Raw genomic sequence first — 23,175 nt, 5'->3', positions numbered from 1 at the left:
GGGAGAGCCCCCATAAGCAATTGGGTCTGTAACAGGTAATTGGGTTTAACTTAATGAAAACTTTCGTTGCCAAGCCAGAAACCGTAAAACGTGACTGGTACATTGTGGACGCAGAAGGTAAAACTCTGGGTCGTATCGCCACCGAGATCGCTGCTCGTCTGCGCGGTAAGCACAAAGCGGAATACACTCCGCACGTTGACACCGGTGATTACATCATCGTTGTAAACGCCGAGAAGGTACACGTAACCGGTAAGAAATCTACCGACAAAATGTACCACGCTCACTCCGGTTTCCCGGGTGGTATCAAGTCCATCAGCTTCGACAAGCTGATTCAGCGTAAACCGGAAATGGTAATCGAAGCTGCCGTCAAGGGCATGCTGCCGAAGGGCCCGCTGGGTCGTGCCATGTTCCGTAAGCTGAAAGTTTACGCAGGCGCAGAGCACGCTCATGCTGCTCAGCAACCTCAAGTACTGGATATCTAACGGGAACTGGCAACATGGCAGAAAATCAATACTACGGTACCGGCCGTCGCAAAAGCTCCACTGCTCGCGTCTTCATCAAAGCGGGTAGCGGTAAAATCGTAATCAACCAGCGCTCCCTGGAGCAATACTTCGGCCGTCCGACTGCCCGCATGGTAGTTCGTCAGCCGCTGGAGCTGGTTGAGATGACCGAGAAACTGGATCTGTACATCACCGTTAACGGTGGTGGCATCTCCGGTCAAGCTGGTGCGATCCGCCACGGTATCACTCGTGCTCTGATGCAGTACGACGAGACCCTGCGTTCCGAACTGCGTAAAGCAGGCTTTGTTACTCGCGATGCCCGTAAGGTTGAGCGTAAGAAAGTCGGTCTGCATAAAGCGCGTAAGCGTCCGCAGTACTCCAAGCGTTAATTCGCTTTTGGTACGCACTCTCACGAGTGTCAAAAAAGCCTGGCAATCGCCAGGCTTTTTTTATTGGTAATATTCCATCCGCCATTGCTAACCATACGTCACAAAAGACAAAAAAATGTGTATTTATTGTTTTCACCCATCGACTCTCTTTCTTGTCAGGTTGTTATCTTTTCTTTAAAATTCCCTTGTCTTTCTGTGTCAATTGCCACTCCGCTTCCGCCGCAGTTGTCATGGGGGGAGTCGAAAGGGAAACGGGACACTAATAAGAATGAGCGGAGTCCACATGGGAGAGTTTTTGGATGAGCAATGCGCCAGTTGATACCGGCCGCCGCAGATTTCTTACCTGGTCAACGGTTGCCGTTGGCGGTGTAGGAGCTGCTTTTACCGCAGTGCCGTTTATAAAATCATGGAACCCGAGTGCCAAAGCCAAAGCGGCGGGGGCTCCGGTTGAAGTCGATATCAGTAAGTTGGAACCGGGTCAGCTCATCCGTGTCGAGTGGCGTGGCAAGCCGGTCTGGGTGGTGAAGCGTACCAAGCAGACGCTGGACGCCCTAGCGGCGCACGACGGCAAGCTGCGGGATCCTGCCTCCGATGAACCACAGCAACCGGACTACGCCCACAACGGCTACAGATCCATCAAGCCAGAGATCTTCGTCGCCGTCGGCATCTGTACCCACCTGGGGTGCTCCCCCTCTTACCTGCCGGACAGTTTCGGCGAGCAGGTGCAAGGGGTGACCTCCGGCTTCTTCTGTCCCTGTCATGGCTCCAAGTTTGACATGGCTGGTCGGGTATTCCAGGGCGTTCCCGCGCCGTTGAACCTGGTTATTCCGCCATATCAATTCCTCAGCGACACCACCATCCTGGTGGGCGCCGATGGCAAGGAGGCCTGATCATGTTGACCAAACTCATGGGCTGGATCGACGATCGTTTCCCGCTCACAGCCATGTACAACGATCACATGGCCAAGTACCCCGCGCCCAAGAACCTGAACTTCTGGTACTTCTTCGGCTCTCTCGCCATGCTAGTGCTGGTCAACCAGATCATCACGGGCATCTGGCTGACCATGAACTACAACCCTTCCGCCGAAGGTGCCTTCGCCTCGGTGGAGTACATCATGCGAGATGTGGACTACGGCTGGTTGCTGCGCTACATGCACTCCACCGGCGCGTCCGCCTTCTTCGTGGTGGTCTATCTGCACATGTTCCGCGGCATGATCTATGGCTCCTACCAGAAGCCACGCGAGCTGCTGTGGATCTTCGGCATGCTGATCTTCCTGGTGCTGATGGCGGAAGCCTTCATGGGCTACCTGCTGCCCTGGGGCCAGATGTCGTTCTGGGGGGCCCAGGTCATCATCTCGCTGTTTGGCGCCATCCCCGTCATCGGTGACGATCTGACCCTGTGGATCCGGGGGGACTACGTCATCTCGGGCGCTACCCTGAACCGCTTCTTCGCGCTGCACGTCATCGCCTTGCCGCTGGTGCTGGTGATGCTGGTGGCCATGCATATCCTGGCGTTGCACGAAGTGGGTTCCAACAACCCGGACGGCATCGACATCAAGAAACACAAGGATGAGAAAGGCTGGCCGCTGGATGCGGTGGCGTTCCACCCTTACTTCACCGTGAAGGACATGATAGGAGTGGCAGGCTTCCTGTTCCTGTTCTGCGCCATCATCTTCTTCAAGCCGGACATGTGGGGTTACTTCCTCGAGAAGCCGAACTTCGAGGTGGCGAACGGTCTGAAGACCCCGGAGCACATAGCCCCGGTATGGTACTTCACCCCCTTCTACGCCATCTTGCGGGCGGTGCCGGACAAGCTGCTGGGGGTCATCATGATGGGTCTGTCCATCGTCGTGCTGTTCCTGCTGCCCTGGCTGGACCGCTGCAAGGTGCGCTCGGTGCGCTATCGCAGCACGCTGCACAAGCTGAACATCGTCCAGTTCGTGGTCTGCTTCGTCATCCTGGGGGTGCTGGGCGTACTGCCGTCGACGCCGACCCTGACCCTGGTCGCACAGATCTGTTCACTGGGCTATTTCGGATTCTTCGTCCTGTTGTTCTTCTACAGCAAGAATGAGAGCACCAAGCCGCTGCCGGAGAGGGTGACATTCAAATGAAAAGAATAATTTTCGCGGTACTGGCCCTGTTGCCGAGTCTGGCACTGGCGGCCGGCAGCGGTTTCCCGCTCGACAAGGCCGATTACAACCTGAGTGACAAGGCGTCCCTGCAGCGTGGGGCCGCCACCTTCATGAACTACTGCGCAGGTTGTCACTCCACCCAGTACCAGCGTTACAACCGGGTGGCTGCCGACATCGGCATCCCGGAAGACCTGATGCGGGAGAACCTGGTCTTCACCGGCGCCAAGATCGGCGATCTGATGAAGAGCGCCATGTCCGAGAAGGATGCTGCGCGCTGGTTCGGGGCGCCACCGCCGGATCTGACCCTGGTGGCCCGGGTGCGCGGTGCGGACTGGATCTACACCTATCTGCGCTCCTTCTACGTGGATGAAACCCGTCCATTCGGGGTGAACAATGCGGTCTTCCCGTCCGTGGGCATGCCCCATGTGCTGGAGCCGCTGCAGGGGACACCCAGGGCCGAGTTCGGTACCCACGAGGTGGATGGCCAGCAGGTCCAGCAAGTCGTCAGCATCAAATCTGACGGCAACGGTGAAATGAATAACGAAGAATATGATCAGACGGTACTGGATCTGGTAAACTTCTTGGTCTACTCGGCTGAGCCGGTACAGCAGGAGCGCGAACGCATGGGCTTCTGGGTACTCGGTTTCATCGCTATCTTCTTCATCTTCACTGTGCTGTTGAAGAAGGAATTCTGGCGCGACGTTCACTAAGCGACCAGATCAGGGTAATATGACGCACGGCAATGGAGATAAAACACCTTCATTGCCGTTTCTGCTTTTTAATGACGGGAGGGTTCAATGGCTGTAGCTGCCAATAAGCGTTCGGTAATGACGCTGTTTTCCGGTGCCAACGATATGTTCAGCCATCAGGTGCGCATTGTCCTGGCGGAGAAGGGGGTGAGCGTGGATATCTGCCAGGTTGACCCGAGCAACCTGCCGGATGAGCTGGCCGAGCTGAACCCGTACAACAGTGTGCCGACCCTGGTGGATCGCGAGCTGGCGTTGTACACCTCGCGCATCATCATGGAATACCTGGACGAGCGCTTCCCGCACCCGCCCCTGATGCCTGTCTATCCGGTGGCTCGCGGCAACAGCCGTCTGATGATGCACCGCATCGAGCTGGACTGGTACTCCCTGGCCGACAAGATCATGGCGGGCACCGATGCCGACGCCGCCCGTGCCGAGCTGCGGGACAACCTGCTGGCCATCGCCCCGATCTTCGGCGAGATGCCCTACTTCATGAGCGAAGAGTTCGGTCTGGTGGACTGCTACATGGCTCCGCTGCTGTGGCGTCTGCCGAGCCTTGGCATCGACTTCACCGGTCGTGGTGCCAAAGAGCTGAAGGCCTACATGGTTCGCCTGTTCGAGCGTGAATCCTTCCAGGCCTCCCTGACCGAGGCAGAGCGCGAGATCCGCGCCGGCATATGAGTATGGAACCCACCATGACTCCCAGTCGCCCGTACCTGTTGCGGGCATTCTTTGACTGGCTGCTGGATAACGATCTGACCCCCCATCTGGTGGTCAATGCCAACATTCCCCATGTGATGGTGCCGATGCAGTTTGTACAGGATGGCCAGATCGTCCTGAACATAGCGCCACGGGCCGTGGGCCAATTCCACATGGATAATGATGCCGTCAGCTTCAGCGCCCGTTTCGGCGGCGTGTCGCAGCAGGTTTACATCCCCATGGCGGCCATCCTGGCCATCCATGCCCGGGAGAACGGCGTGGGTACCCTGTTCCCGCCCGAGCCGGGTTATGATCTCTGGCTGGAGCAGGCAGAGGCACCGGTGGAACCGGAGCCGGAGCCGCCACGCCCCAGTGGTCGCCCGACCCTGAAGGTCATCAAATAAAAAACGCAGCCAGTTGGCTGCGTTTTTTCATGCTCGCGTACCTGCCCGTGATCAGTTCTGGGCAAACTCGAAGGCCTTGATCACCTGCTTCACGCCGCTGACGTGACGGGCTATCTCCACCGCCTGATCCCCCTCCTGACGGGTTACCAGACCGATGAGGAAGACCTCGCTGTTTTCGGTCACCACCTTGACCTTGGTGCTGTCAAAGCCCTTGGTGCCCAGCATGTCGGCCCTCACCTTGGAGGTGATCCAGGTGTCGTTGCTGCGCACACCTATGCTCACCGGTTTGCCGAGGCGCAGCTCGTTGTAGACGTGGCGAACCCCTTCGATGCGGGCCACCACCTTGCCCGCCTCCTGCTTGTAGGCATCGGACGGAGTCTGGCCGACCAACAGCACGCGGCCATTGTTGCTGTAGACGCTGATCTTGCTGGCGGCACTCAGCTGCTTGTTGTCTGCCAGCAGGTTGGCCGCTTTCAGTTCTATGGTCTGATCGTCCCACTGGGCACCCAGGGTACGGCGATCGCCGGTGGCCTTGGTGGCTCCGGCGGCGCCCCCCACCACGACGGCGGCGCAGCCTTGCAGCAGCAGGGAGGTAGTCAGCAGGCCCAGGACCCATATCTTCTTGTTCATGGTTTCAATCTTCCTGTTGCGGGAAAAGCGTCTGGTCGATGAGATCACAGAGGCAGTGCAGGGTCAACAGGTTCACCTCCAGAATGCGGGGACGGCGGGCCGATGGCACCCGGATTTCGACGTCGTTGGGGCCGAGCAGGCCGGCGATCTCGCCGCCGTCGCCACCACCGAGCACTATGATGGTCATGTCGCGGGAGAGGGCCGCTTCCGCCGCCTTGATCAGGCTGCGGCTGTTGCCCGTGGTGGTGATGACCACCAGGATGTCCCCGGGTTGACCCAGGGCCCGGATCTGCTTGGAATAGACCTCTTCGAAGCCGTGGTCGGTGGCGATGGCGCTGATGGTCGCCATGTCCGGGGTCAGGGCCATGCCGGGCAGGGAGGGACGCTCGGTCTCGTAGCAGTTGACCAGCTCGGAGATGAACAGCTGGGCCAGGGCGGCGGAAGGACCGTTGCCGCATGCCATCACCTTGTGGCCATTGAGCAGGCAGATGGTCAGCATCTGGGCCGCGGTATGGATAGCCTCCGGCAGCGCCTCGGCGGCGGCTATCTTGGTCTGGATGCTCTCGGTGTAGTTCTCTTTGATGGGATCAGTCATGGGTTCCTCTTAAAATGCGTTCCGGATCCAGTGTGGCTGGTCGCCCTCGAACGCGATCACATCGAATCGGCAGGCCTGGCTGGCCTCGTTGATGGCATGTTGCTTGAAATAGTGGCGCGCGGCCAGCAGGATCTTGTGCTGCTTGCGCCGGGTGACCGAGCTGGCGGCACCGCCATGGCTGGCGCTCTCGCGATATCTGACTTCGACAAACACCAGGGTCTCCCCCTGGCGCATGACGAGATCGATCTCTCCCCCCCGGCAGCGATAGTTGCGGGTCACGGGTTGCAGGCCCTGGGCCTGCAACCAGCGTTCCGCTACTTGCTCAAAGTGCTGTCCCTTGCTCGTCGGTGACGGGAACAGGTTCTGCCACTGCCGGTTCACTCGTGCCAGTAGACCCTTCATGGGGGCTCCCTTCTATCTGGGGCAGGGCGCTGTCGCTCACCAGCTTGCCATTCTGGTAGATGGCCCAGTCCAGCATGCGCACTATGTTGCCCTGAGGATCCACGCTCAGCTGACCGCTCATGCCCGGCTGCTGCATGGCGTTGACCTTGCGCATCTGTGGCAGGTTGCCTGCCAGGCTGACCGCATCATAACCGAGGGCAAACAGACGCAGCAGGTCACCCTGGGTCTGGGGCCAGAGCGCGGCGATCTGCTCCCGCTCCTTCTCGTAGCCACCCAGCAGCAGCGGCATGTCGGAGATGTGCATGCCGTTGAGCTCGGAGGCTACTTCGGTCGTGCCGCTGTCATAGCCACGGGAGCTGCTGTAGATGGGCAGGCTGCCCATGGGGTTGACCGAGATGTCCACGTAGGGCTTGATCATCCGGGTCTCCAGGCTGTTGGCCACCACGTAGACGGCGTCTATGCTGCGGGGCGCGGTATCGGACAGCTGGACTATCTCGCCAGCGCGGGCGGTGGAGCGGCCGCTCAGGGCGTTCTTGACCATGCCCTGCACTTCGTTGCGCGCCCCGAAGGTGGCGACCACGGGTTTCTCCTGGCTCAGACCGGCCCAGGACTGCTCGAATGCCTTGATGCTGCTGTAACCGATCCGGCCCTGGGCCGCGATCAGCAGGGGCTTGCGATAACCCTGACCATAGAGGTACTGGGCGGCCTGGCCCGCATCGGCGGCGGCGGAGAGGGAGAAGTAGTAGGTGTTGTCATTGATGATGGGCTTGTCCAGCTCGTTCAGCGCCAGCACCGGCACGGTCGGATTGGCCTTGAGTAGCTCCTCGACTCTGTCCTTGAGCAGGGGGCCGATGATCATGTTCGCCCCTTCCTGGATCGCCTGCTTGTAGAGAGCCCCCATCGCCTTGCCTTGGGTGTCGTAGAAGTTCAGGGTGAACTGACCCTGATTCTCCTTGTAGGACATCAGCATGCCGTTGCGAATGGCGGCGCCCTGGGCTTCCAGGTTGCCGGAGAGCGGCAGGAAGACGGCGACCTGCTGCAGCGTCCCCGCATTGGTGGTGGCGAGATCGCCGAGGCCGGCGGGCATGTCGCTCTGGGCCGGGTGATCCGGGAAGCTCTGCTTCCAGCCTGCCAGTTGGCGGGAGAGCTGGCTGGGCTGGGCGCCGAACTCGTTCACCAGGGCAGCCAGTCGCAGCCAGCCTGTGGTCACGTCGGGGGCCGGCGCCTCCTCCAGGGCCTGCAGGGTGGAGGGGGTCATGCTTTTCAGCAGGGACCAGATCTGCTGGTGATTGGTGGAAAGCTCATTCTTGGCGAGATAGGGTTCCAGCAGGATCAATGACTTGGCGGCACCGAACTTGTTGTTGATGTCGAGCTGCAGCACCACTCGCTGGCGATACCAGTCCTTCTGGGTATCCGCATCCAGCGCCACCTCCGGTTTGCCCTCCAGCAGGATCAGCGCCTGGTTGGCATTGCCCTGGGCCAGGAGCAGATGGGCCTGCAACAGTTGCAACTGGGCCTTCTGCTCCTCGCTCTGGGCCTGTTTTTGCAGTTGCTGGTAGAGCGCCGAAGCGGGCTTGGCCTGGCCGAGGGCCAGGTAGCTGCGGGCCGCCATCACCTGCCAGGTGAAGGCCTCGGCCGGCTTGGCGGGATCCACCTGCTCCAGATACCACTGGGCATTCTTGGTGAGATCCGAGAAGGCCGACGGCATGCCGGGCTGGCCGGCGGATGGATTAGGCTCCGACGCACAGGCGGCGAGCAAGAGCGCCGCGAGTAGGATGCCGAAGAGTCGTGATACACTTAGCTGCTTTGTAACCCGGTTCAAGTTCATTCCCCGACCAGTGTTGAAGTTCTCCATAGTGTAAACGGGCCAATATGGCGACACAATTGTCGGGACGCTCGGAGATCCCATGAGTGACATCCCAACCCTGTATATAGTCCCCACCCCGATCGGCAATCTGGCGGATATCACCCAGCGTGCATTGGACATTCTACGCAGTGTCGATCTGGTGGCCGCCGAGGATACCCGTCACACCGGCATCCTGCTCGGTCACTACCAGATCTCGGTGCCGACCTTCGCCCTGCATGACCACAACGAGCAGCAAAAAGCCGACGTGCTCATCGGCCGCATCAAGGAGGGCAAGAGCGTGGCCTTGGTCTCCGATGCCGGCACCCCCCTCATCAGCGACCCCGGTTATCACTTGGTCACCCGCTGTCGCGAGGCCGGGGTCAAGGTGGTGCCGCTGCCGGGGCCTTGCGCCGCCATCACGGCGCTCTCTGCCGCCGGTCTGCCCACCGACCGCTTCGCCTTCGAGGGCTTCCTGCCGGCCAAGGCCAAGGGGCGAGACGACAGGCTGCAGGCGGTCATCGAAGACACCCGTTCCCTGGTGTTCTACGAGTCCCCGCGCCGGGTGCAGGAGACTGTAGAGGCCATCGCCCGCATCCTGGGGGAGCGTCAGGTGGTGGTGTGCCGCGAGTTGACCAAGACGTTCGAGTCCATCCATGGTCTGCCTGCCTCCGAGATGCTGGTCTGGCTCGGCGAGGATGAGAACCGCTGCCGCGGCGAAATCGTGCTAGTGGTGGCCGGTGCCAGCAAGCTGGATGAGGAGCTGCCTGCGGAGGCGATCCGCACCCTGGGGCTGCTGGTGGCCGAGTTGCCGCTGAAGAAGGCCGCCGCGCTCACCGCCGAGATCCACGGTGTAAAGAAGAACGCGCTCTACAAGTACGGTCTGGAACACTATTGAGCCAAGGTTGATGCTGCCACTGAATGCGCGCGGTAAATGCAGTCTCGCGCATCATTGGACCGCGTTGGATCGGCATAAAGCGCAATTGCAGGTTTACCCGGGACGATGGACAAGGCTATAATCCGCGCCCGGAGTTGGCTGGGCAATCGCTGCTTCGTCGTTGTGTCCCTCGGGACAGACGGGCGGAGGGGAGGAAAGTCCGGGCTTCATAGGGCAGGGTGCCAGGTAACGCCTGGGGGGCGTGAGCCTACGACCAGTGCAACAGAGAGCAAACCGCCGATGGCCCGCAAGGGATCAGGTAAGGGTGAAAGGGTGCGGTAAGAGCGCACCGCGCGACTGGCAACAGTTCGTGGCACGGTAAACTCCACCCGAAGCAAGACCAAATAGGCCCCTATTGGCGCGGCCCGCGTTGGGGGCGGGTAGGTTGCTTGAGCCAGCGAGCGATTGCTGGCCTAGAGGAATGATTGCTACCGGGGCAACCCGGAACAGAACCCGGCTTACAGGCCGACTCCGACCTATTCAGGTAAGCGATTACCTTAAAATCCCGGCCCTTAACAGGGGCCGGGATTTTTATTTTCAGCCTGCTGGATGGCGCATGGCGCCTTTTGGGGTTTTGTAATAAAGTTCTCGCCCATTTCGGTCGCTCTGTGTCGGCTGGACTATTTGTATCGATCACGCGGCTGGCCTGATGAGTGTCTCTATGGCAGTAGGGCGAGATGAAAATGGCTAAGGTGGTTTTGTAATGTCATCAAGCGGCGTAATGCTCACACCTTCTCGGCTGCTGTCCGCCGAGCGGGGCAGGGCCCTTCCCCATTATGATCTTCTGGGTGTCGACAGAGCCAATCAGGTTCGGCTCAAACAACTGAATGCCCAGCTGGGTGCCTTCTCGCTGCAGGCGTCGGGCTGCATGGCCCAGCTGTTCAACGCGGCGGATTGCGACCTGAATTACCAGGACTTCGCCTCCTCCCATCCCCAGGAGCAGGACGATCACCTGATCTGGGTCGAGGCCCGCACCCCCATAGACCCGCAGCGCGTTGCCTATTTCTCCATCGCCCCCTCGGTGATCTACCGCCTCGCCGTGCTCTTCTTCGGCGGATCCCTGCAACACAAGGATGCAGCCAGCAACCATGGCAAGGGGCTGACGGACACCGAGCAGCGCCTGCTGCTGCGGCTGTGCCAATACCAGGTGGACATCTGGTCGGCCTGCCAGGGTCAGGGGGATCTCGCCTGGCAGCTGGCGATCACCACCCGTGACACCCTGCCTGCCACCCGGCTCTGGGCGGCACAGGCCCGGCTGGTGGCGGGTGGCAGCACCCATGAGTGGCAAGTCTGGCTGGCGCCTCCCGAGGAGGCCGTCAGCATAGGATCCTCCCGCCAGGTGCCAGAGGGCCAGCTGGAGCAGGTGCTGACACAGGTGCCGGTTAGCCTGCGGGTCGTGATGGGACAGATGTCCATGACGCTGGCGGATCTGGAGTGCCTCAAGGTGGGGGATGTGCTCTCGCTGGATTTGCCCGAGGTGGTGCCGGCGCTGATCGGCAACCGCCCCTGTTTTAACGGACGCATCGCTGAACATAAAGGCAGCCTGGTGTACCAGGTTGCAACCGTGGTAGAGGAGTAGTCGAAGCATGAACGAGCACAATATGAATGACCCGCTGGACCTGGATGGGCTGGACCAACTGTTTGGTGACGACATCAGCATGCCGAGTGCCGCCGACTACATGGCGCCCACCAGCAGCACCAAGCAGCGCGATCTCTCCTTCTTCCATCAGATCCCGGTCAAGGTGACCCTGGAAGTGGCCAGCACCGAAGTCTCCCTCGGCGAGTTGATGCGGGTGGAGGAGGGGGCCGTCATCGAGCTGGACAAACTGGCGGGAGAACCCCTGGATGTGCGCGTCAATGGCCGCCTGCTGGCAAGGGGCGAGGTGGTGGTGGTCAACGGCAAATATGGCCTGCGCCTGGTGGATGTGGTGGATACCAAGCTGCTCGGTGGTATGAACGACTGATGCGTTTCCTGCCGGTTGCCCTGCTGCTGTGCTCTCTGCCTGGCTGGGGCGCAGACATGACGCTGTTCTCTGTCTCCCCGAGCGCGGCCGGGGGCGAGGATTACAGCATCAAGCTGCAGATCCTGTTCTTCATGACCCTGCTGGGTCTGTTGCCGACCCTGCTGCTGATGATGACCAGCTTCACCCGGATCATCATAGTGCTGGCGATTCTGCGCCAGGCCCTGGGGTTGCAGCAGAGCCCGCCGAACCGGGTGCTGATCGGCATCAGCCTGCTGCTGACCCTGGCCATCATGCGCCCGGTCTGGACCGAGATGTACCAGCATGCCTTCGTGCCCTATGACCAGAACGAGATCACCCTGACGGAGGGGTTGGCCCGCGCCGAGAAACCCCTGCGCCAGTTCATGCTGGCCCAGACCCGGGAACCGGATCTGGAGCAGATGCTGCGCATCTCGGGGGAATCCACCACGCTCGCCAAGAGCGAGGTGCCTTTCGGCGTGCTGCTGCCCGCCTTCGTGCTGAGCGAGCTGAACACCGCCTTCCAGATAGGTTTCATGCTGTTCATCCCCTTCCTGGTGATCGATCTGGTGGTGGCCAGCGTGCTGATGGCGATGGGGATGATGATGCTGTCGCCGCTGATCATCTCGCTGCCCTTCAAGCTGATGGTGTTCGTGCTGGTGGACGGCTGGTCCATGACGGTCGGCACCCTGGCCGCCAGTTTCGGCGGCGGAGGCTGACATGAGCCCGGAACAGAGCGTGGCCCTGGTCGGGGGGGCCGTGAACCTGGTGGTCATCATGGTCTCGGTGCTGATCGTGCCCGGTCTCATCGTCGGCCTGGTGGTCAGCATCTTCCAGGCCGCGACCCAGATCCAGGAGCAGACCCTCAGCTTCCTGCCCCGCTTCATCGTCACCCTGCTGACACTCATCTTCACGGGTAACTGGCTGCTGTCGCAGATCACCACCCTGTTTGCCGACCTGTTCCAGAAGATCCCCGGGCTCATCGGATGAACTCCCTGCTGTCGCTCAGCACGGCCGAGCTGACCGCCTGGCTGGGCCAGTGGTGGTGGCCCTTCGTGCGCATCGCGGCGGCCTTCTGGGTGATGCCGGTGTTTGGTGATGGCCGCATCCCGGCCCAGGTTCGCCTGCTGCTGGCCTTCGTCATCAGCCTGCTCATCGCCCCCATGCTGAAAGGCATGCCGCTGCTCGACCCTTTCAGCGTCGGGGCCCTGGTGCTGACCCTGGAGCAACTGCTGTTCGGGCTCTTGTTCGGGCTCTGCGTCCAGATGCTGTTCATGGTGATGACCATGGCCGGCCAGATCCTCTCCATGCAGATGGGCCTGGCGATGGCGGTGATGAATGACCCCTCCAACGGGGACACGGCCCCCATCGTCAGCCAGATCATGCTGATCTTCTGCTCCCTGCTGTTCCTCGGGCTCAACGGCCATCTGGTGACCCTGGATGTGCTGGTGCAGAGCATGCGCAGCTGGCCGCCGGGATCGTCCGTCTACTCCCTTGATGTGAAGGGGGTCATCGGCCTGTTCGGCTGGAGCATAGGTGCGTCCCTGATCCTGACCCTGCCCGCCGTGGTGGCCATGTTGATGGTCAACCTCACCTTCGGGGTGCTCAACCGCACGGCACCCTCACTGAATATCTTCTCCCTGGGCTTCCCCATGACGCTGTTGCTGGGGCTGTTGACCATGGCCATCTCCATCAGCGGTGTGCCGGCCCGCTATCTGGATCTGGTCGGCCATGTGCTGGCCCAGCTCAGGGCCCTGACGCCCCCATGAGCCAGAACAGCGCCCAGGACAAGACCGAAGAGGCCTCCTCCCAGAAACGGCGCAAGGCGAGGGAAGAGGGGCAGATAGCGCGCTCCAAGGAGCTGAGCTCCGCCGGTTTGCTGCTGCTCGGCGGCTTGGCCATGCAGTGGATGGTGCCGAGCTTCGGCCTGTTCTTCGCCGAGCTGATGAAGCAGCCCCAGCGTTTCAACTGGCAAGGGGCGCGGGATCCCCAGATGATGGTCCAGTGGACCGCGGACGCGCTGATCGGCATGTTGTGGGTGCTGCTGCCGCTGTTTGGCCTGCTGGCTCTGCTGCTGGTGCTGCTCAGCATAGTGCCGGGGGGCATGGTGCTGACCTGGAAGAAGCTGATGCCGAGCGGAGAGAAGATCAACCCGCTCAAGGGGCTCAAGCGAATGTTCTCCTCCCACAGCCTGATGGAGCTGCTCAAGTCCCTGCTCAAGGTGCTGCTGATAGGGGGCACGCTCGCCCTGATGCTGCAGCACCAGTGGCCCCTGCTGATGATGATGAACCGCATGCCCCCCCAGGCGGCCATGGAGCAGGCGCTGCGGATCCTCTCCCAGGCATTTATCTTGCTAGGCAGCGTGCAGATGCTGATCGCCGTGCTGGATGTGCCCTATCAACGCTGGTCATTGAACAAGCAGTTGAAGATGACCAAGCAGGAGGTCAAGGACGAGCACAAGAACAGCGAGGGTCGCCCCGAGATCAAGGCGAAGATCCGCCAGGTGCAGGGCATGCTGGCACGGGCCCGCATCGAACAGCGAGTGCCTCAGGCGGATGTGATCATCGTCAACCCGACCCATTATGCGGTGGCCATCAAGTATGATCCCGAGCGGGCCAACGCCCCCTTCGTGATCGCCAAGGGCATCGACAGCATGGCGGAGCGGATCCGCCAGGTGGCGAAGCAGCACGACAAGATGGTGATGAGCCTGCCCGAGCTGACCCGGGCCATCTATCACTCCACCCGGGTGGATCAGGAAGTGCCGGCGGGCCTGTATACCGCGGTCGCCTATGTATTGAATCACGTATTGCAGCTACGGGCCTATGAGGCAGGCAGGGGGGAGAAACCCAACCCCCTCGCTCCCCTGCATGTGCCGCCCGAGTTACGTCAACCTGAGAGGTAAGTTGTGAACTGGCGTGTATTGACCCAATCCTATACAGCTATCCCGCTGATGCTGTTGGCCATACTGGCGATGATGATCCTGCCTCTGCCGGGCTGGCTGCTGGATGCCCTGTTCACCTTCAACATAGTGCTGGCGGTGCTGGTGCTGCTGGTCTCCGTCTCGGCGCGCCGACCGCTGGACTTCTCCGTGTTCCCGACCGTGTTGCTGGTGGCGACCCTGATGCGGCTGTCCCTCAACGTCGCCTCTACCCGGGTCGTGCTGCTGCACGGCCACGAGGGGCACGAGGCCGCGGGCAAGGTGATCCAGGCCTTCGGTGAGGTGGTCATCGGCGGCAACTACGTGGTCGGTCTGGTGGTGTTCGTGATCCTGATGATCATCAACTTCGTGGTCATCACCAAGGGGGGAGAGCGGATCTCCGAGGTCTCCGCCCGCTTCACCCTGGACGCCATGCCGGGCAAGCAGATGGCCATCGATGCCGATCTCAACGCCGGCATCCTGGACCAGCATCAGGCCAAGACCCGCCGGGAGGAGATAGCCCGGGAGGCCGACTTCTACGGGGCCATGGACGGGGCTTCCAAGTTCGTGCGCGGCGACGCCATCGCCGGTCTGCTGGTGCTCATCATCAACCTGGTGGGTGGCCTGGCCATCGGTATCTTCCAGCACTCCCTGCCGGTCTCCGATGCGTTTCGCATCTATGCCCTGCTCACCATAGGTGATGGCCTGGTCGCCCAGATCCCCTCCCTGCTGATGTCCACCGCCGCGGCCATCATAGTGACCCGGGTCAGCGACGAGGGGGAGATGTCGGATCAGGTCGGCCAGCAGATCCTGGCCTCGCCCCGTGTGATCTACACGGCGGCGACCATCATGCTGATCCTGGGGCTGGTGCCGGGCATGCCCATGCTGGCCTTCCTCAGTTTCGCCGCCGTACTGGCCTGGACCGGCTGGAGCGTCAGCAAGCGCAGGGCCCAGGATCCGTCGCTGGATGCGGCCGAGGAGCTGACCCGGCAGATGGTGCAGCCCGAGCCACAGGGGCTGGACTGGCAGGATCTCGCCCCCGTGGACACGGTCGCCATCGAGCTCGGCTATCGGCTGGTGCCCCTGGCGGAGGTGGACAAGGGGGCCGAGCTGCTGGCCCGGGTGCGCGGTATTCGCAAGACCCTCTCCGAGCAATATGGCTTCCTGCTGCCCGAGATCCGGGTGCGGGACAACCTGCAATTGCAGCCGGACCAATATCGCATCAAGCTCTCCGGCATCGCCCTGGCCATGGGCAACGTGGATTGCCAGCGGCTGATGGCCATCAGCAGCGGGGAGACCTATGGCGCCCTGGATGGCGAGCTGACCCAGGATCCGGCCTACGGCATGAACGCGGTCTGGATCTCCCCGGACAACAAGGCCAAGGCGCTGAACCTGGGTTATTCAGTGGTGGATTCCGCCACCGTCATCGCCACCCATACCAGCAAGCTGCTGAGGGAGCAGCTGGATGTGCTGTTCGGCCATGACGAGGTGGGCAAGCTGGGCCAGTACCTGGCGGTCCAGTCCCCCCGGCTGGCGGAGGAGCTCAACCTGGCCCTGACCCAGATGCAGCAGTTGCGGGTGTTCCGCCAGCTGCTCAAGGAGCAGATCAGCCTCACCGACATCCGCACCATAGCCACCACTTTGCTGGATGCGAGCGAGCTGACCAAGGATCCCGTCCTGCTGGCCTCGGACGTGCGCTGCGCCCTGAGGCGGCAGATCGTCAGGCAGGCCATCGGCTCTAGGGACATCCTGGCGGCCTTCACCCTGGATGACAGGCTGGAGCAGACGCTGCTGAGCGCCATGAACCAGTCCCAACAGCAGGGCAAGATCCAGCTGGACAGCTTCCCGGTGGATCCCCAACTGCTGGCCCAGTTGCAGCAGAACATGCCGCTGGTGAAGGAGCAGTTGCAGCAGCAGGGCTATGCCCCCGTGCTGGTGGTCATGCCCCAGCTCAGACCCCTGATCGCCCGCTATGCCCGCTCCTTCTCAAAAGGTCTCAAAGTGCTCTCTTATAACGAGATCCCGGAAGACTTGCGGGTGGAGGTAATTGGCACCCTCGGCTGAAGTTGAATTGCCATGTCAACATCTTGATCAGGAAGTGGTTATTCCGCATATCTACTTGAATTGTCATATAAAGCCGTTATGATGTGACGGCTTTTGACGTGATGCACACTGGAATAAATAACAAAATACAAACAATCAGGTGTATCTCATGGCTTTAAGGATAACAAAGCCATGCCATCCTAATACGGGTCGTCGCATGATAAAGGCAAACTGAACTGAAAAGTCAGGACGCAAAGCCTCCGGTCTAACAGCATTGATGCTAACGATAGCGGGGTTACCAAGGCCATGATTCTCGCCTTGTTTTCATACCGCTATAAGGTAAACGCTCAATTAAGAAGCGTTATTCCTGTCGTGGTGCGTTTTTATTTGTCACGGTCAGTTCTGTTGATTGATTCATGTGCAATCACAGGTTCGGGTTAATATGTTTTCTGATTTATCTATCAAGGAAAATTCAATACCCGTCGGTGTTGAATCGCACGCACATTTATTATTTGTCTCCTCATCGTTATCAAATGGAAACGATATTGGGGAGATGTTGTTGAATTCCGGCTACCGGGTTTCCTGCCAGGATTCCATCTCCCGGGCCAAGCAATTCCTCTCCTGCCATTCGGTGGATCTCATCCTGCTCGACATGGCGGTCATGACCGAAGCCGGCCCTTCCAGGGTGCATGAGCTGACGGGGGCCGACTGCGTCATCCTGGTCAATGAGGATCAGGCCTACCTGGCGGCGGAAGCCATGCGGGCCGGCGCCATCGACTACATCATCAAACCCTTCAGCCAGCGCCAGATCCTCGATGTGGTGAGGGGGGCCTTGCGAGTGCGCCAGGCCATTCCCAACCTGGTCGCGACCTCTGCCCTGAGCCTGCAGGTGCTGCAACTCGCCAGGCGCGCCGCCAAGACCTCGGCCACCATCCTCATCGGGGGTGAGTCGGGGACGGGCAAGGAGCGGCTGGCCCGCTACATCCACGACATGTCCAACCGGGCGAACAAACCCTTCGTGGCCATCAACTGCGCCGCCATCCCCGAGGCCATGCTCGAGTCCATCCTGTTCGGTCACAGCAAGGGGGCCTTCACCGGCGCCACCGCCAGCCAGCAGGGCAAGTTCGAGCTGGCCCAGGGGGGCACCCTGCTGCTCGACGAGATCTCAGAGTTGCCCCTGGCGCTGCAGGCCAAGCTGCTGCGGGTATTGCAGGAGAAAGAGGTGGAGCGACTCGGCAGCCATCAGGTGATCCCGCTGGATGTGCGGATCATCGCCGCCAGCAACCGGGATCTGAGGACGCTGGTGGCACAGGGGGAATTTCGCGAAGACCTGTTCTATCGGCTCGATGTGCTGCCCATGAACTGGCCCGCCCTGCGGGAGCGGCCCGACGACATCCTGCCCCTGGCCGGCCACTTCATCGAACGCTACGCCTCCCAGCAGGGTTATCGGCTGAGCGAGGGGGCCAGCAGGCAGCTGCTCTCCTACGACTGGCCAGGCAATGTCCGTGAACTGGATAACGTCATCCAGCGGGCCTTAATTATGGCTCGCGGATTGCATATTCAGGCCGTCGATTTGATGCTGCCCCATTACGCAGCGGAGGCCGACAACCCGTTGTCGCAGGCCCTCGCGGCCCCCGAGGGGCTCAGCGAGACCAAGCGGCATGCGGAATTTCAATTCGTCCTGGAGACGTTGCGCCGTTTTCGTGGTCACCGCACCCGGACGGCGGAAGCCCTCGGGATGACGACCCGGGCACTTAGATACAAGCTGGCGGCCATGCGTGAGCAAGGCATCGATGTCGAGCAGCAGATTCAGAACTAAGGGATAACCGAGTGAAGATTGAGATGATGTCATCACAGGTGACACTCCTGCAGCAGATGCAGGAAATGCAGCGAGTCGCCAACCAAGCTCCTTCCATCGAACCAAACGAGGCATCGACTGTCTCGTTCAGCGATGCCATGAAAGATGTCGTCGGGCGGGTGAACGAACAGCAGAATATAGCGTCCAGGCTCATGACCGCAGTCGATGCGGGTCAGAGCGACGATCTGGTGGGGGCCATGGTGGCCAGCCAGAAGGCCGGTCTCAGCTTTTCCGCCCTGATGCAGGTGCGCAACAAGCTGATGACCGGCTTCGATGACATCATGCGCATGCCGCTCTGAGGTTGGTGATGACTGAATTGGTATCCTCCTCCCAGGGGGCATCTGTCTCCCTGATGGCACGGGTTCAGGAAGGGATGCGCAACTGGCGCACCCTCTCCCGGGACAACAAATCCATCCTGACCATAGCGCTGCTTGCCGCGATCGTGGCGGGCACCATAGTGGTCATACTGTGGACCTCCAGCAAGAACTACGTCCCCCTCTACGGCAAGCAGGAGCTCTACGACACCGCCAACATCATGGAGATGCTGGAAAAAGAGCAGGTGCCGTTCCGGTTGGAGAAGAGCACAGGCCAGATCCTGGTGCCCGAGAGCCAGCTCGCCCACGTCCGTATGGCCCTGGCGGCCCGCGGCGTCAGAGCCGCCATGCCGGCCGGCCTCGAGGGGCTGGACAACGTCACCGGCCTCGGCACCAGCGAATTCATGGAAGGGGCCCGCTATCGCCATGCCCTGGAAGGGGAGTTGGCCAGGACCATCATCTCCCTGGATGCGGTGCGCAGCGCCCGCGTACACCTCGCCATTCCCAAGCGAACCCTGTTTGTCGGTCGCGACGAAGAGAAACCCAGCGCCTCCGTGATGCTGGATCTGCAGCCTGGCCAGTCCATGGAACCCGGCCAGGTCGAGGCGATCGCGAACCTGGTGGCGGGCAGCATCTCCGGCATGAAGCCCGGGGCCGTGACCGTGGTGGATCAGGCCGGCCAGCTGCTGAGCGCCGAGATGGGCGACAAGGCGGGCTTTGGCAAGCAGAGCGTCCAGCAGATGGAGTATGTGCGCAAGCTGGAGCAGTACATCCGCCAGCGGGCCAACGACATGCTCTACCCCATGCTGGGCACCGGCAACTTCCGGGTGCAGATAGCCGCGGACGTGAACTTCAACGCTGTGGAGGAGACTCAGCAACAGCTGGATCCCAACGGCGTGGTGACCAAGGAATCCAACAAGTCTGACAAGACCATAGACGCGCTGGCTCTCGGCATCCCGGGGGCGCTCTCCAACCGGCCTCCCGAGACGGCACCTCAGGCCGATCAGGCCGCGCAGGAGGGGGCAGCGACCCCCGAGCCCCCCAAGAATGACACCCGCACCGAGCGCCAGGAAGTCAGCAAGCAGTATGAGAACAGCCGCACCATAGTGCACACCCGCTATCAGCAGGGTCGCCTCGAGCGGATGAACGTCTCCATTCTGCTGAACCAGCAGATAGGCCCTGAGGGGGGCTGGAGCGCCGCGCAGCTGGATCAGATCCGCCAGATGGTGGAGCGCTCGGTCGGCTTCGACAGCGCTCGCGGCGATCAGATCAGCCTGCAGGTATTCGATTTCACCGGCGCCGTGCCGGTCACGCCGCCCGAGTCCAGCTGGCTGGAGACCCCTTACTGGCAGGACTCCCTGCGCTACCTGGTGGGCGGTCTGCTGGGGCTGACCCTGGTCTTCTTCGGCATCCGCCCCCTGGTGAAGCACCTGGTGCGGACCCAGCAATACCCTGAAGCCGAGCCTGAACAGGAGCAGGATGAGGAGCTGGAACCCCAGGTCGGTCTCTCCATGCGCCGGGAAGGGGATGGGGAGCTCGAGGGATCGCCGCTTGGCAAGAGCCTGCTGCAGAACGAACACAGGGTGGATCCCCAGTTCTCCTCGCTGGATCTGGAGGCCCTGCCTGAACCCGGTTCCGAGCTGGAGGTTCAGCTCAAGCACCTGCAACTGCTGGTAGACAAAGACACGGCCCGGGTGGCGGAAGTGGTCAGACAATGGGTGAGTGGCAATGAACAACGTTAATCTGAACCAGAGTGCGGTCGACATCGATATCGACAACCTCGAGAAGGCCGCCATCCTGTTGCTGAGCATGGGCACAGAGGCGGCCGCCAAGGTGATGCAGAAACTCTCCCGGGATGAGGTGCAGCGCCTCATCTCCAAGATGGCGGGCCTCTCCGGGGTGAGCTCCATCGAGGCCAAATGGACCCTGCAGCAGTTCTTCAACCAGTACCGCGAGCAGAGCGGTATCGGCAGCGCCTCCCGGGAGTATCTGGAGCAGACCCTGGATCTGGCGTTGGGGCAGCGGCTCTCCCGCAGCCTGCTCGACAGCCTCTACGGGGATGTCATGAGCCAGGACATCCAGCGCCTGCAGTGGGTGCCCGCCGATGTACTGGCCCGCTTCTTCCGCAACGAACACCCGCAGATGCAGGCCGTGCTGCTCGCCTTCCTGCCCCCCCAGACGGCGTCGGCCGTGCTCGACGCCCTGCCGGGCTCGGTGCACGACGACCTGCTGGTGCGGGTCGCCAGCCTGAGTTCGGTCAGCGAACACGTGCTGGCGGAGCTGCGGCTGACGCTGGATCGCTGCCTCGCCTACGTGGCGGATCAGTCCGGCGCCAAGGTGAACGGGGTGCGCCAGGTCGCCGACATCCTGAACCGCTACCAGGGCAACAAGGAGCAGATGCTCTCCCTGCTGCGGGAGCATGACGGGGACATGGCCCTCGAGATCGAGAAGAACATGTTCGACTTCATGGCCCTGCGTCGTCAGAGCGACGACACCCTGCAGCGCCTGGTGCAGGAGTTGCCGGCAGATCTGCTGGCACTGGCCCTTAAAAACACCGAAGCCAGCTTCCGCAAGGTGGTGCTGGGCGCCATGCCGAAGCGGATGGCGCAGGCGCTGGAGGCCCAGATCCAGGATCAGGGCAGCGTCTCCCTGCGCAAGGTCGAGCAGGCGCGGGAAGAGGTGATGCAGATGGTGCGGGAGCTGGTGGAACAGGGCGAGCTCGAGTTCCAGCTGTTCGAAGAGCCTACCGTCAGCTAACAGGAGAGAGCCATGAGTCAGCAGGTTCGCAAACTGGCGGCAGGTGCCACCCGTCTCTACCGCTTCCCTGCCCTGGGACAGAGCGGGGAGGAGGCCCAGAGCCAGCAGGAAGAGTTCGAGTATGGCTATCAGCAGGGGCTGGAGCAGGGGCAGGCCGAAGGCTATCAGTCCGGCTACCAGCAGGGGTTGACCAGCGGTCTCATCGAAGGGGAGGCCAAGGGGCTGCAACAGGGTCAGGTCCGCGGCCTGGCCCAGGGCTTGGCCGAGGGGCGCGCCTCGTTCGATCAGGCCATGGTCCCCTTCGCCAAGTTGCAGCAGCAGTGGGAGTCCCTGACCCAGGCCCGCATGCTGGAGCAAAAGGAGCTGATCGCCCAGCTGGTCGCCCAGGTGGCCAAGCGGGTGATCCAGGCCGAATTCACCCTCAATCCCCAGCAGGTGTTGCAGCAGGTCGAGCAGGCCATGGCCACCCTGCCCAGCGAATCCGAGGATCTGGTCATCTATCTCAGCGAGGGTGATCGGCAGCGACTGGCGGAGCAGGGGGTGACCCGCTGCGAGAAGTGGCCGCTGCAGGTGGACGGGGCGCTGGGGGTCGGGGACGCCAGGATCGAGACCCGCGCGGCTGTGATCGAGATCAACACCAAGGAGCGCCTCGATCGCTGCATCGATCAGCTCAACCAGACCCTGGCCTTGCCCAAGGATGCATGAGTCCCTGCAGCGGGTCCTGAACTCGGCCCTGAGCGAGCTGGACGAGGTGCCGGCTTTTCGCCGTTATGGCCGCCTGGTGCGGGTCACCGGGCTGACCCTGGAGGTCGTGGGCTGCCAGCTGGTGATGGGGCAGCGCTGCCGGGTGGACTGTGCGACCGGGGAGCCCCTGCTGGCCGAGGTGGTCGGCTTCAACCGTGATATCTCCTATCTGATGCCGCTCCAGCCCATGAGCGGCCTCTATGCCGGTGCCCGGGTGCAGCCCATCGACGGCGAGGAGCGGATCCGGGTTGGCTCACACCTGCTCGGCCGGGTGCTCGACGGTCTGCTGCAACCCCTGGATGGCCGCCCCCTGAAGGAAGAGGGGGAAAGCGTTCCCCTGTTTGCCTCTCCCCCCAACCCCCTGCTGCGCACCCCGGTGCGGGAGCCGCTGGATGTAGGCATCCGGGCCATCAACGGCATGCTGACCGTGGGCAAGGGCCAGCGACTGGGGCTGTTCGCGGGATCCGGGGTCGGCAAGAGCATGCTGCTCGGCATGATGACCCGCAACACCAGCGCCCAGATAGTGGTGGTGGGCCTCATCGGTGAGCGGGGCCGGGAGGTGCGGGAGTTCATCGAGCACAGCCTGGGGGCCGAGGGGCTGGCCCGCTCCGTGGTCATAGCGGCGCCGGCGGATCAATCCCCCCTGATGCGGCTGCGGGCGGCCCAGCTGTGCCACCGCATCGCCGAGTATTTCCGTGAGCAGGGGCAGGACGTGCTGCTGCTGATGGACTCCCTGACCCGCTATGCCCAGGCCCAGCGCGAGATAGCGCTGGCGATCGGCGAGCCCCCCGCCACCCGTGGCTATCCCCCCTCTGTGTTCAGCATGCTGACCCAGCTGGTGGAGCGGGCGGGGAACGGCACCCGGGCCGACGGCAGTCTGAGCGCCTTCTACACGGTGCTGGCGGAGGGGGACGATCAGCAGGATCCCGTGGTGGATTCGGCCCGAGCCATCCTCGATGGTCACATAGTGCTGACACGCCGGCTGGCGGAGGAGGGGCACTACCCCGCCATCGACATCGGCGCCTCGGTGAGCCGGGTGATGCCCCAGGTGGTGCCGCCGGAATGGCAGGCCCTGGCGGTCACCCTGCGCCAGCTCTGGGGACGCTATCAGCAGGTGCGCGAACTCCTGCCCCTGGGTGGCTACCAACCCGGAGCCGATCCCCAGATGGATGAAGCGGTGCAGCGTTACCCCGCCATCGCCGGTTTCCTGCAGCAGGGCATCCATGAAGAGACCCCCATCACCCAGGTGGTGGGGGCCTTGAAACAAGTGCTCGGCAGAGCCTAAGG

25 protein-coding genes, 1 other RNA gene and 1 riboswitch are annotated in these 23,175 nt (G+C 61.9%); of the genes, 22 read left to right on the top strand and 4 right to left on the bottom strand.

The genetic code is table 11. The annotated features are described in order from the left end of the window. The first annotated feature begins 53 nt into the window (after positions 1-53). The 7 genes from rplM to ACRCYW_RS07245 all read left to right on the top strand — a co-directional run bounded on the left by rplM (position 54) and on the right by ACRCYW_RS07245 (position 4,869). Positions 54-482, top strand: coding sequence for a 50S ribosomal protein L13 (gene rplM / locus ACRCYW_RS07275; protein WP_005305895.1), 429 nt, complete (start codon positions 54-56; stop codon positions 480-482). Positions 483-496: 14 nt separating this feature from the next. After that, entirely contained in the window at positions 497-889 is a 393-nt protein-coding gene (rpsI, locus tag ACRCYW_RS07270; RefSeq protein WP_005336286.1) for a 30S ribosomal protein S9, read from the top strand. A 299-nt stretch (positions 890-1,188) separates the two neighbouring features. Further along, positions 1,189-1,779 (top strand): ubiquinol-cytochrome c reductase iron-sulfur subunit, encoded by a 591-nt coding sequence (petA, locus tag ACRCYW_RS07265; RefSeq protein ID WP_438549443.1) that lies wholly within the window; start codon positions 1,189-1,191, stop codon positions 1,777-1,779. A 2-nt stretch (positions 1,780-1,781) separates the two neighbouring features. After that, on the top strand, positions 1,782-2,999 hold the full coding sequence (locus ACRCYW_RS07260) for a cytochrome b (protein WP_438549442.1): 1,218 nt from the start codon (positions 1,782-1,784) through the stop codon (positions 2,997-2,999). Then, the gene (locus ACRCYW_RS07255) at positions 2,996-3,730 is read left to right on the top strand and encodes a cytochrome c1 (protein WP_438549441.1); all 735 of its coding nucleotides are present in this window, start codon (positions 2,996-2,998) and stop codon (positions 3,728-3,730) included. Before ACRCYW_RS07260 ends, ACRCYW_RS07255 begins: the two co-directional genes overlap by 4 nt. 87 nt (positions 3,731-3,817) lie before the next feature. Then, entirely contained in the window at positions 3,818-4,447 is a 630-nt protein-coding gene (sspA, locus tag ACRCYW_RS07250) for a stringent starvation protein SspA (RefSeq protein ID WP_438549440.1), read from the top strand. After that, complete coding sequence (locus ACRCYW_RS07245) at positions 4,444-4,869, top strand: ClpXP protease specificity-enhancing factor (RefSeq protein WP_438549439.1); 426 nt, start codon at positions 4,444-4,446, stop codon at positions 4,867-4,869. Before sspA ends, ACRCYW_RS07245 begins: the two co-directional genes overlap by 4 nt. Before the next feature lie 51 nt (positions 4,870-4,920). Here the strand turns inward: ACRCYW_RS07245 and dolP are convergent, their stop codons facing one another. Genes dolP through ACRCYW_RS07225 form a run of 4 tightly spaced genes read right to left on the bottom strand, consistent with a single transcriptional unit; the run spans position 4,921 to position 8,324 of the window. After that, on the bottom strand, positions 4,921-5,499 hold the full coding sequence (gene dolP, locus ACRCYW_RS07240; RefSeq protein WP_438549438.1) for a division/outer membrane stress-associated lipid-binding lipoprotein: 579 nt from the start codon (positions 5,497-5,499) through the stop codon (positions 4,921-4,923). A 4-nt stretch (positions 5,500-5,503) separates the two neighbouring features. After that, positions 5,504-6,094, bottom strand: coding sequence for a D-sedoheptulose-7-phosphate isomerase (locus tag ACRCYW_RS07235; RefSeq protein ID WP_438549437.1), 591 nt, complete (start codon positions 6,092-6,094; stop codon positions 5,504-5,506). 9 nt (positions 6,095-6,103) lie between these two features. Next, positions 6,104-6,496: a YraN family protein gene (locus ACRCYW_RS07230; RefSeq protein ID WP_438549436.1), complete on the bottom strand. Its 393-nt coding sequence runs from the start codon at positions 6,494-6,496 to the stop codon at positions 6,104-6,106. Further along, positions 6,417-8,324: a penicillin-binding protein activator gene (locus ACRCYW_RS07225; protein ID WP_438549435.1), complete on the bottom strand. Its 1,908-nt coding sequence runs from the start codon at positions 8,322-8,324 to the stop codon at positions 6,417-6,419. The genes ACRCYW_RS07230 and ACRCYW_RS07225 overlap by 80 nt, the downstream gene beginning before the upstream one ends. Before the next feature lie 79 nt (positions 8,325-8,403). Between ACRCYW_RS07225 and rsmI the strand changes: the two genes are divergently transcribed. The 15 genes from rsmI to lfiI all read left to right on the top strand — a co-directional run bounded on the left by rsmI (position 8,404) and on the right by lfiI (position 23,173). Next, positions 8,404-9,237: a 16S rRNA (cytidine(1402)-2'-O)-methyltransferase gene (rsmI, locus tag ACRCYW_RS07220; RefSeq protein WP_438549434.1), complete on the top strand. Its 834-nt coding sequence runs from the start codon at positions 8,404-8,406 to the stop codon at positions 9,235-9,237. A gap of 130 nt (positions 9,238-9,367) precedes the next feature. Continuing rightward, positions 9,368-9,753: RNase P RNA component class A (gene rnpB / locus ACRCYW_RS07215), an RNA gene on the top strand. Between the two features lie 244 nt (positions 9,754-9,997). Further along, a complete protein-coding gene (gene lfiM, locus ACRCYW_RS07210; protein WP_438549433.1) occupies positions 9,998-10,855 on the top strand; it encodes a lateral flagellar motor switch protein LfiM in 858 nt (285 codons plus the stop codon). A 7-nt stretch (positions 10,856-10,862) separates the two neighbouring features. Next, positions 10,863-11,240, top strand: a complete 378-nt coding sequence (lfiN, locus tag ACRCYW_RS07205; RefSeq protein ID WP_438549432.1) for a lateral flagellar motor switch protein LfiN — start codon at positions 10,863-10,865, stop codon at positions 11,238-11,240. After that, complete coding sequence (fliP, locus tag ACRCYW_RS07200; protein WP_438549431.1) at positions 11,240-11,974, top strand: flagellar type III secretion system pore protein FliP; 735 nt, start codon at positions 11,240-11,242, stop codon at positions 11,972-11,974. Before lfiN ends, fliP begins: the two co-directional genes overlap by 1 nt. A 1-nt stretch (position 11,975) precedes the next feature. Further along, positions 11,976-12,245: a flagellar biosynthesis protein FliQ gene (gene fliQ / locus ACRCYW_RS07195; protein ID WP_438549430.1), complete on the top strand. Its 270-nt coding sequence runs from the start codon at positions 11,976-11,978 to the stop codon at positions 12,243-12,245. Then, positions 12,242-13,024: a lateral flagellar biosynthetic protein LfiR gene (lfiR, locus tag ACRCYW_RS07190; protein WP_438549429.1), complete on the top strand. Its 783-nt coding sequence runs from the start codon at positions 12,242-12,244 to the stop codon at positions 13,022-13,024. Before fliQ ends, lfiR begins: the two co-directional genes overlap by 4 nt. Then, entirely contained in the window at positions 13,021-14,157 is a 1,137-nt protein-coding gene (gene flhB / locus ACRCYW_RS07185; RefSeq protein ID WP_438549428.1) for a flagellar biosynthesis protein FlhB, read from the top strand. The genes lfiR and flhB overlap by 4 nt, the downstream gene beginning before the upstream one ends. Before the next feature lie 3 nt (positions 14,158-14,160). Further along, a complete protein-coding gene (gene lfhA / locus ACRCYW_RS07180) occupies positions 14,161-16,236 on the top strand; it encodes a lateral flagellar biosynthesis protein LfhA (RefSeq protein WP_438549427.1) in 2,076 nt (691 codons plus the stop codon). Positions 16,237-16,430: 194 nt separating this feature from the next. Beyond that, positions 16,431-16,518, top strand: a riboswitch (cyclic di-GMP riboswitch). A gap of 253 nt (positions 16,519-16,771) precedes the next feature. Beyond that, on the top strand, positions 16,772-18,034 hold the full coding sequence (lafK, locus tag ACRCYW_RS07175; protein ID WP_438549461.1) for a lateral flagellar response regulator transcription factor LafK: 1,263 nt from the start codon (positions 16,772-16,774) through the stop codon (positions 18,032-18,034). Between the two features lie 11 nt (positions 18,035-18,045). Further along, positions 18,046-18,372, top strand: a complete 327-nt coding sequence (gene lfiE, locus ACRCYW_RS07170) for a lateral flagellar hook-basal body complex protein LfiE (RefSeq protein WP_438549426.1) — start codon at positions 18,046-18,048, stop codon at positions 18,370-18,372. 17 nt (positions 18,373-18,389) lie between these two features. Next, on the top strand, positions 18,390-20,129 hold the full coding sequence (gene fliFL / locus ACRCYW_RS07165; protein ID WP_438549460.1) for a lateral flagellar M-ring protein FliFL: 1,740 nt from the start codon (positions 18,390-18,392) through the stop codon (positions 20,127-20,129). Next, entirely contained in the window at positions 20,116-21,144 is a 1,029-nt protein-coding gene (gene fliGL / locus ACRCYW_RS07160) for a lateral flagellar motor switch protein FliGL (protein WP_438549425.1), read from the top strand. The genes fliFL and fliGL overlap by 14 nt, the downstream gene beginning before the upstream one ends. 12 nt (positions 21,145-21,156) lie before the next feature. Beyond that, entirely contained in the window at positions 21,157-21,849 is a 693-nt protein-coding gene (lfiH, locus tag ACRCYW_RS07155) for a lateral flagellar assembly protein FliH (protein WP_438549424.1), read from the top strand. Beyond that, positions 21,842-23,173 carry a lateral flagellar FliI-like assembly ATPase LfiI gene (gene lfiI / locus ACRCYW_RS07150; protein ID WP_438549423.1) on the top strand — a complete coding sequence of 444 codons (1,332 nt, stop codon included), beginning with the start codon at positions 21,842-21,844 and terminating at the stop codon, positions 23,171-23,173. The genes lfiH and lfiI overlap by 8 nt, the downstream gene beginning before the upstream one ends. Positions 23,174-23,175: the final 2 nt, after the last annotated feature.

This window comes from Aeromonas sp. (genome assembly GCF_051657805.1).
In the GTDB taxonomy this organism is placed as follows: domain Bacteria; phylum Pseudomonadota; class Gammaproteobacteria; order Enterobacterales; family Aeromonadaceae; genus Aeromonas.
Note: the sequence above shows the minus strand (reverse complement) of the source record. Positions and strands in the feature narration are given on the sequence as shown.

Excerpts from the sequence above, each read along its gene's own strand:
- rplM (WP_005305895.1), top strand. The coding sequence starts at position 54 with ATGAAAACTTTCGTTGCCAAGCCAGAAACCGTAAAACGTGACTGGTAC.
- rpsI (WP_005336286.1), top strand. The coding sequence starts at position 497 with ATGGCAGAAAATCAATACTACGGTACCGGCCGTCGCAAAAGCTCCACT.
- petA (WP_438549443.1), top strand. The coding sequence starts at position 1,189 with ATGAGCAATGCGCCAGTTGATACCGGCCGCCGCAGATTTCTTACCTGG.
- ACRCYW_RS07260 (WP_438549442.1), top strand. The coding sequence starts at position 1,782 with ATGTTGACCAAACTCATGGGCTGGATCGACGATCGTTTCCCGCTCACA.
- ACRCYW_RS07255 (WP_438549441.1), top strand. The coding sequence starts at position 2,996 with ATGAAAAGAATAATTTTCGCGGTACTGGCCCTGTTGCCGAGTCTGGCA.
- sspA (WP_438549440.1), top strand. The coding sequence starts at position 3,818 with ATGGCTGTAGCTGCCAATAAGCGTTCGGTAATGACGCTGTTTTCCGGT.
- ACRCYW_RS07245 (WP_438549439.1), top strand. The coding sequence starts at position 4,444 with ATGAGTATGGAACCCACCATGACTCCCAGTCGCCCGTACCTGTTGCGG.
- dolP (WP_438549438.1), bottom strand. The coding sequence starts at position 5,499 with ATGAACAAGAAGATATGGGTCCTGGGCCTGCTGACTACCTCCCTGCTG.
- ACRCYW_RS07235 (WP_438549437.1), bottom strand. The coding sequence starts at position 6,094 with ATGACTGATCCCATCAAAGAGAACTACACCGAGAGCATCCAGACCAAG.
- ACRCYW_RS07230 (WP_438549436.1), bottom strand. The coding sequence starts at position 6,496 with ATGAAGGGTCTACTGGCACGAGTGAACCGGCAGTGGCAGAACCTGTTC.
- ACRCYW_RS07225 (WP_438549435.1), bottom strand. The coding sequence starts at position 8,324 with ATGAACTTGAACCGGGTTACAAAGCAGCTAAGTGTATCACGACTCTTC.
- rsmI (WP_438549434.1), top strand. The coding sequence starts at position 8,404 with ATGAGTGACATCCCAACCCTGTATATAGTCCCCACCCCGATCGGCAAT.
- lfiM (WP_438549433.1), top strand. The coding sequence starts at position 9,998 with ATGCTCACACCTTCTCGGCTGCTGTCCGCCGAGCGGGGCAGGGCCCTT.
- lfiN (WP_438549432.1), top strand. The coding sequence starts at position 10,863 with ATGAACGAGCACAATATGAATGACCCGCTGGACCTGGATGGGCTGGAC.
- fliP (WP_438549431.1), top strand. The coding sequence starts at position 11,240 with ATGCGTTTCCTGCCGGTTGCCCTGCTGCTGTGCTCTCTGCCTGGCTGG.
- fliQ (WP_438549430.1), top strand. The coding sequence starts at position 11,976 with ATGAGCCCGGAACAGAGCGTGGCCCTGGTCGGGGGGGCCGTGAACCTG.
- lfiR (WP_438549429.1), top strand. The coding sequence starts at position 12,242 with ATGAACTCCCTGCTGTCGCTCAGCACGGCCGAGCTGACCGCCTGGCTG.
- flhB (WP_438549428.1), top strand. The coding sequence starts at position 13,021 with ATGAGCCAGAACAGCGCCCAGGACAAGACCGAAGAGGCCTCCTCCCAG.
- fliGL (WP_438549425.1), top strand. The coding sequence starts at position 20,116 with ATGAACAACGTTAATCTGAACCAGAGTGCGGTCGACATCGATATCGAC.
- lfiH (WP_438549424.1), top strand. The coding sequence starts at position 21,157 with ATGAGTCAGCAGGTTCGCAAACTGGCGGCAGGTGCCACCCGTCTCTAC.
- lfiI (WP_438549423.1), top strand. The coding sequence starts at position 21,842 with ATGCATGAGTCCCTGCAGCGGGTCCTGAACTCGGCCCTGAGCGAGCTG.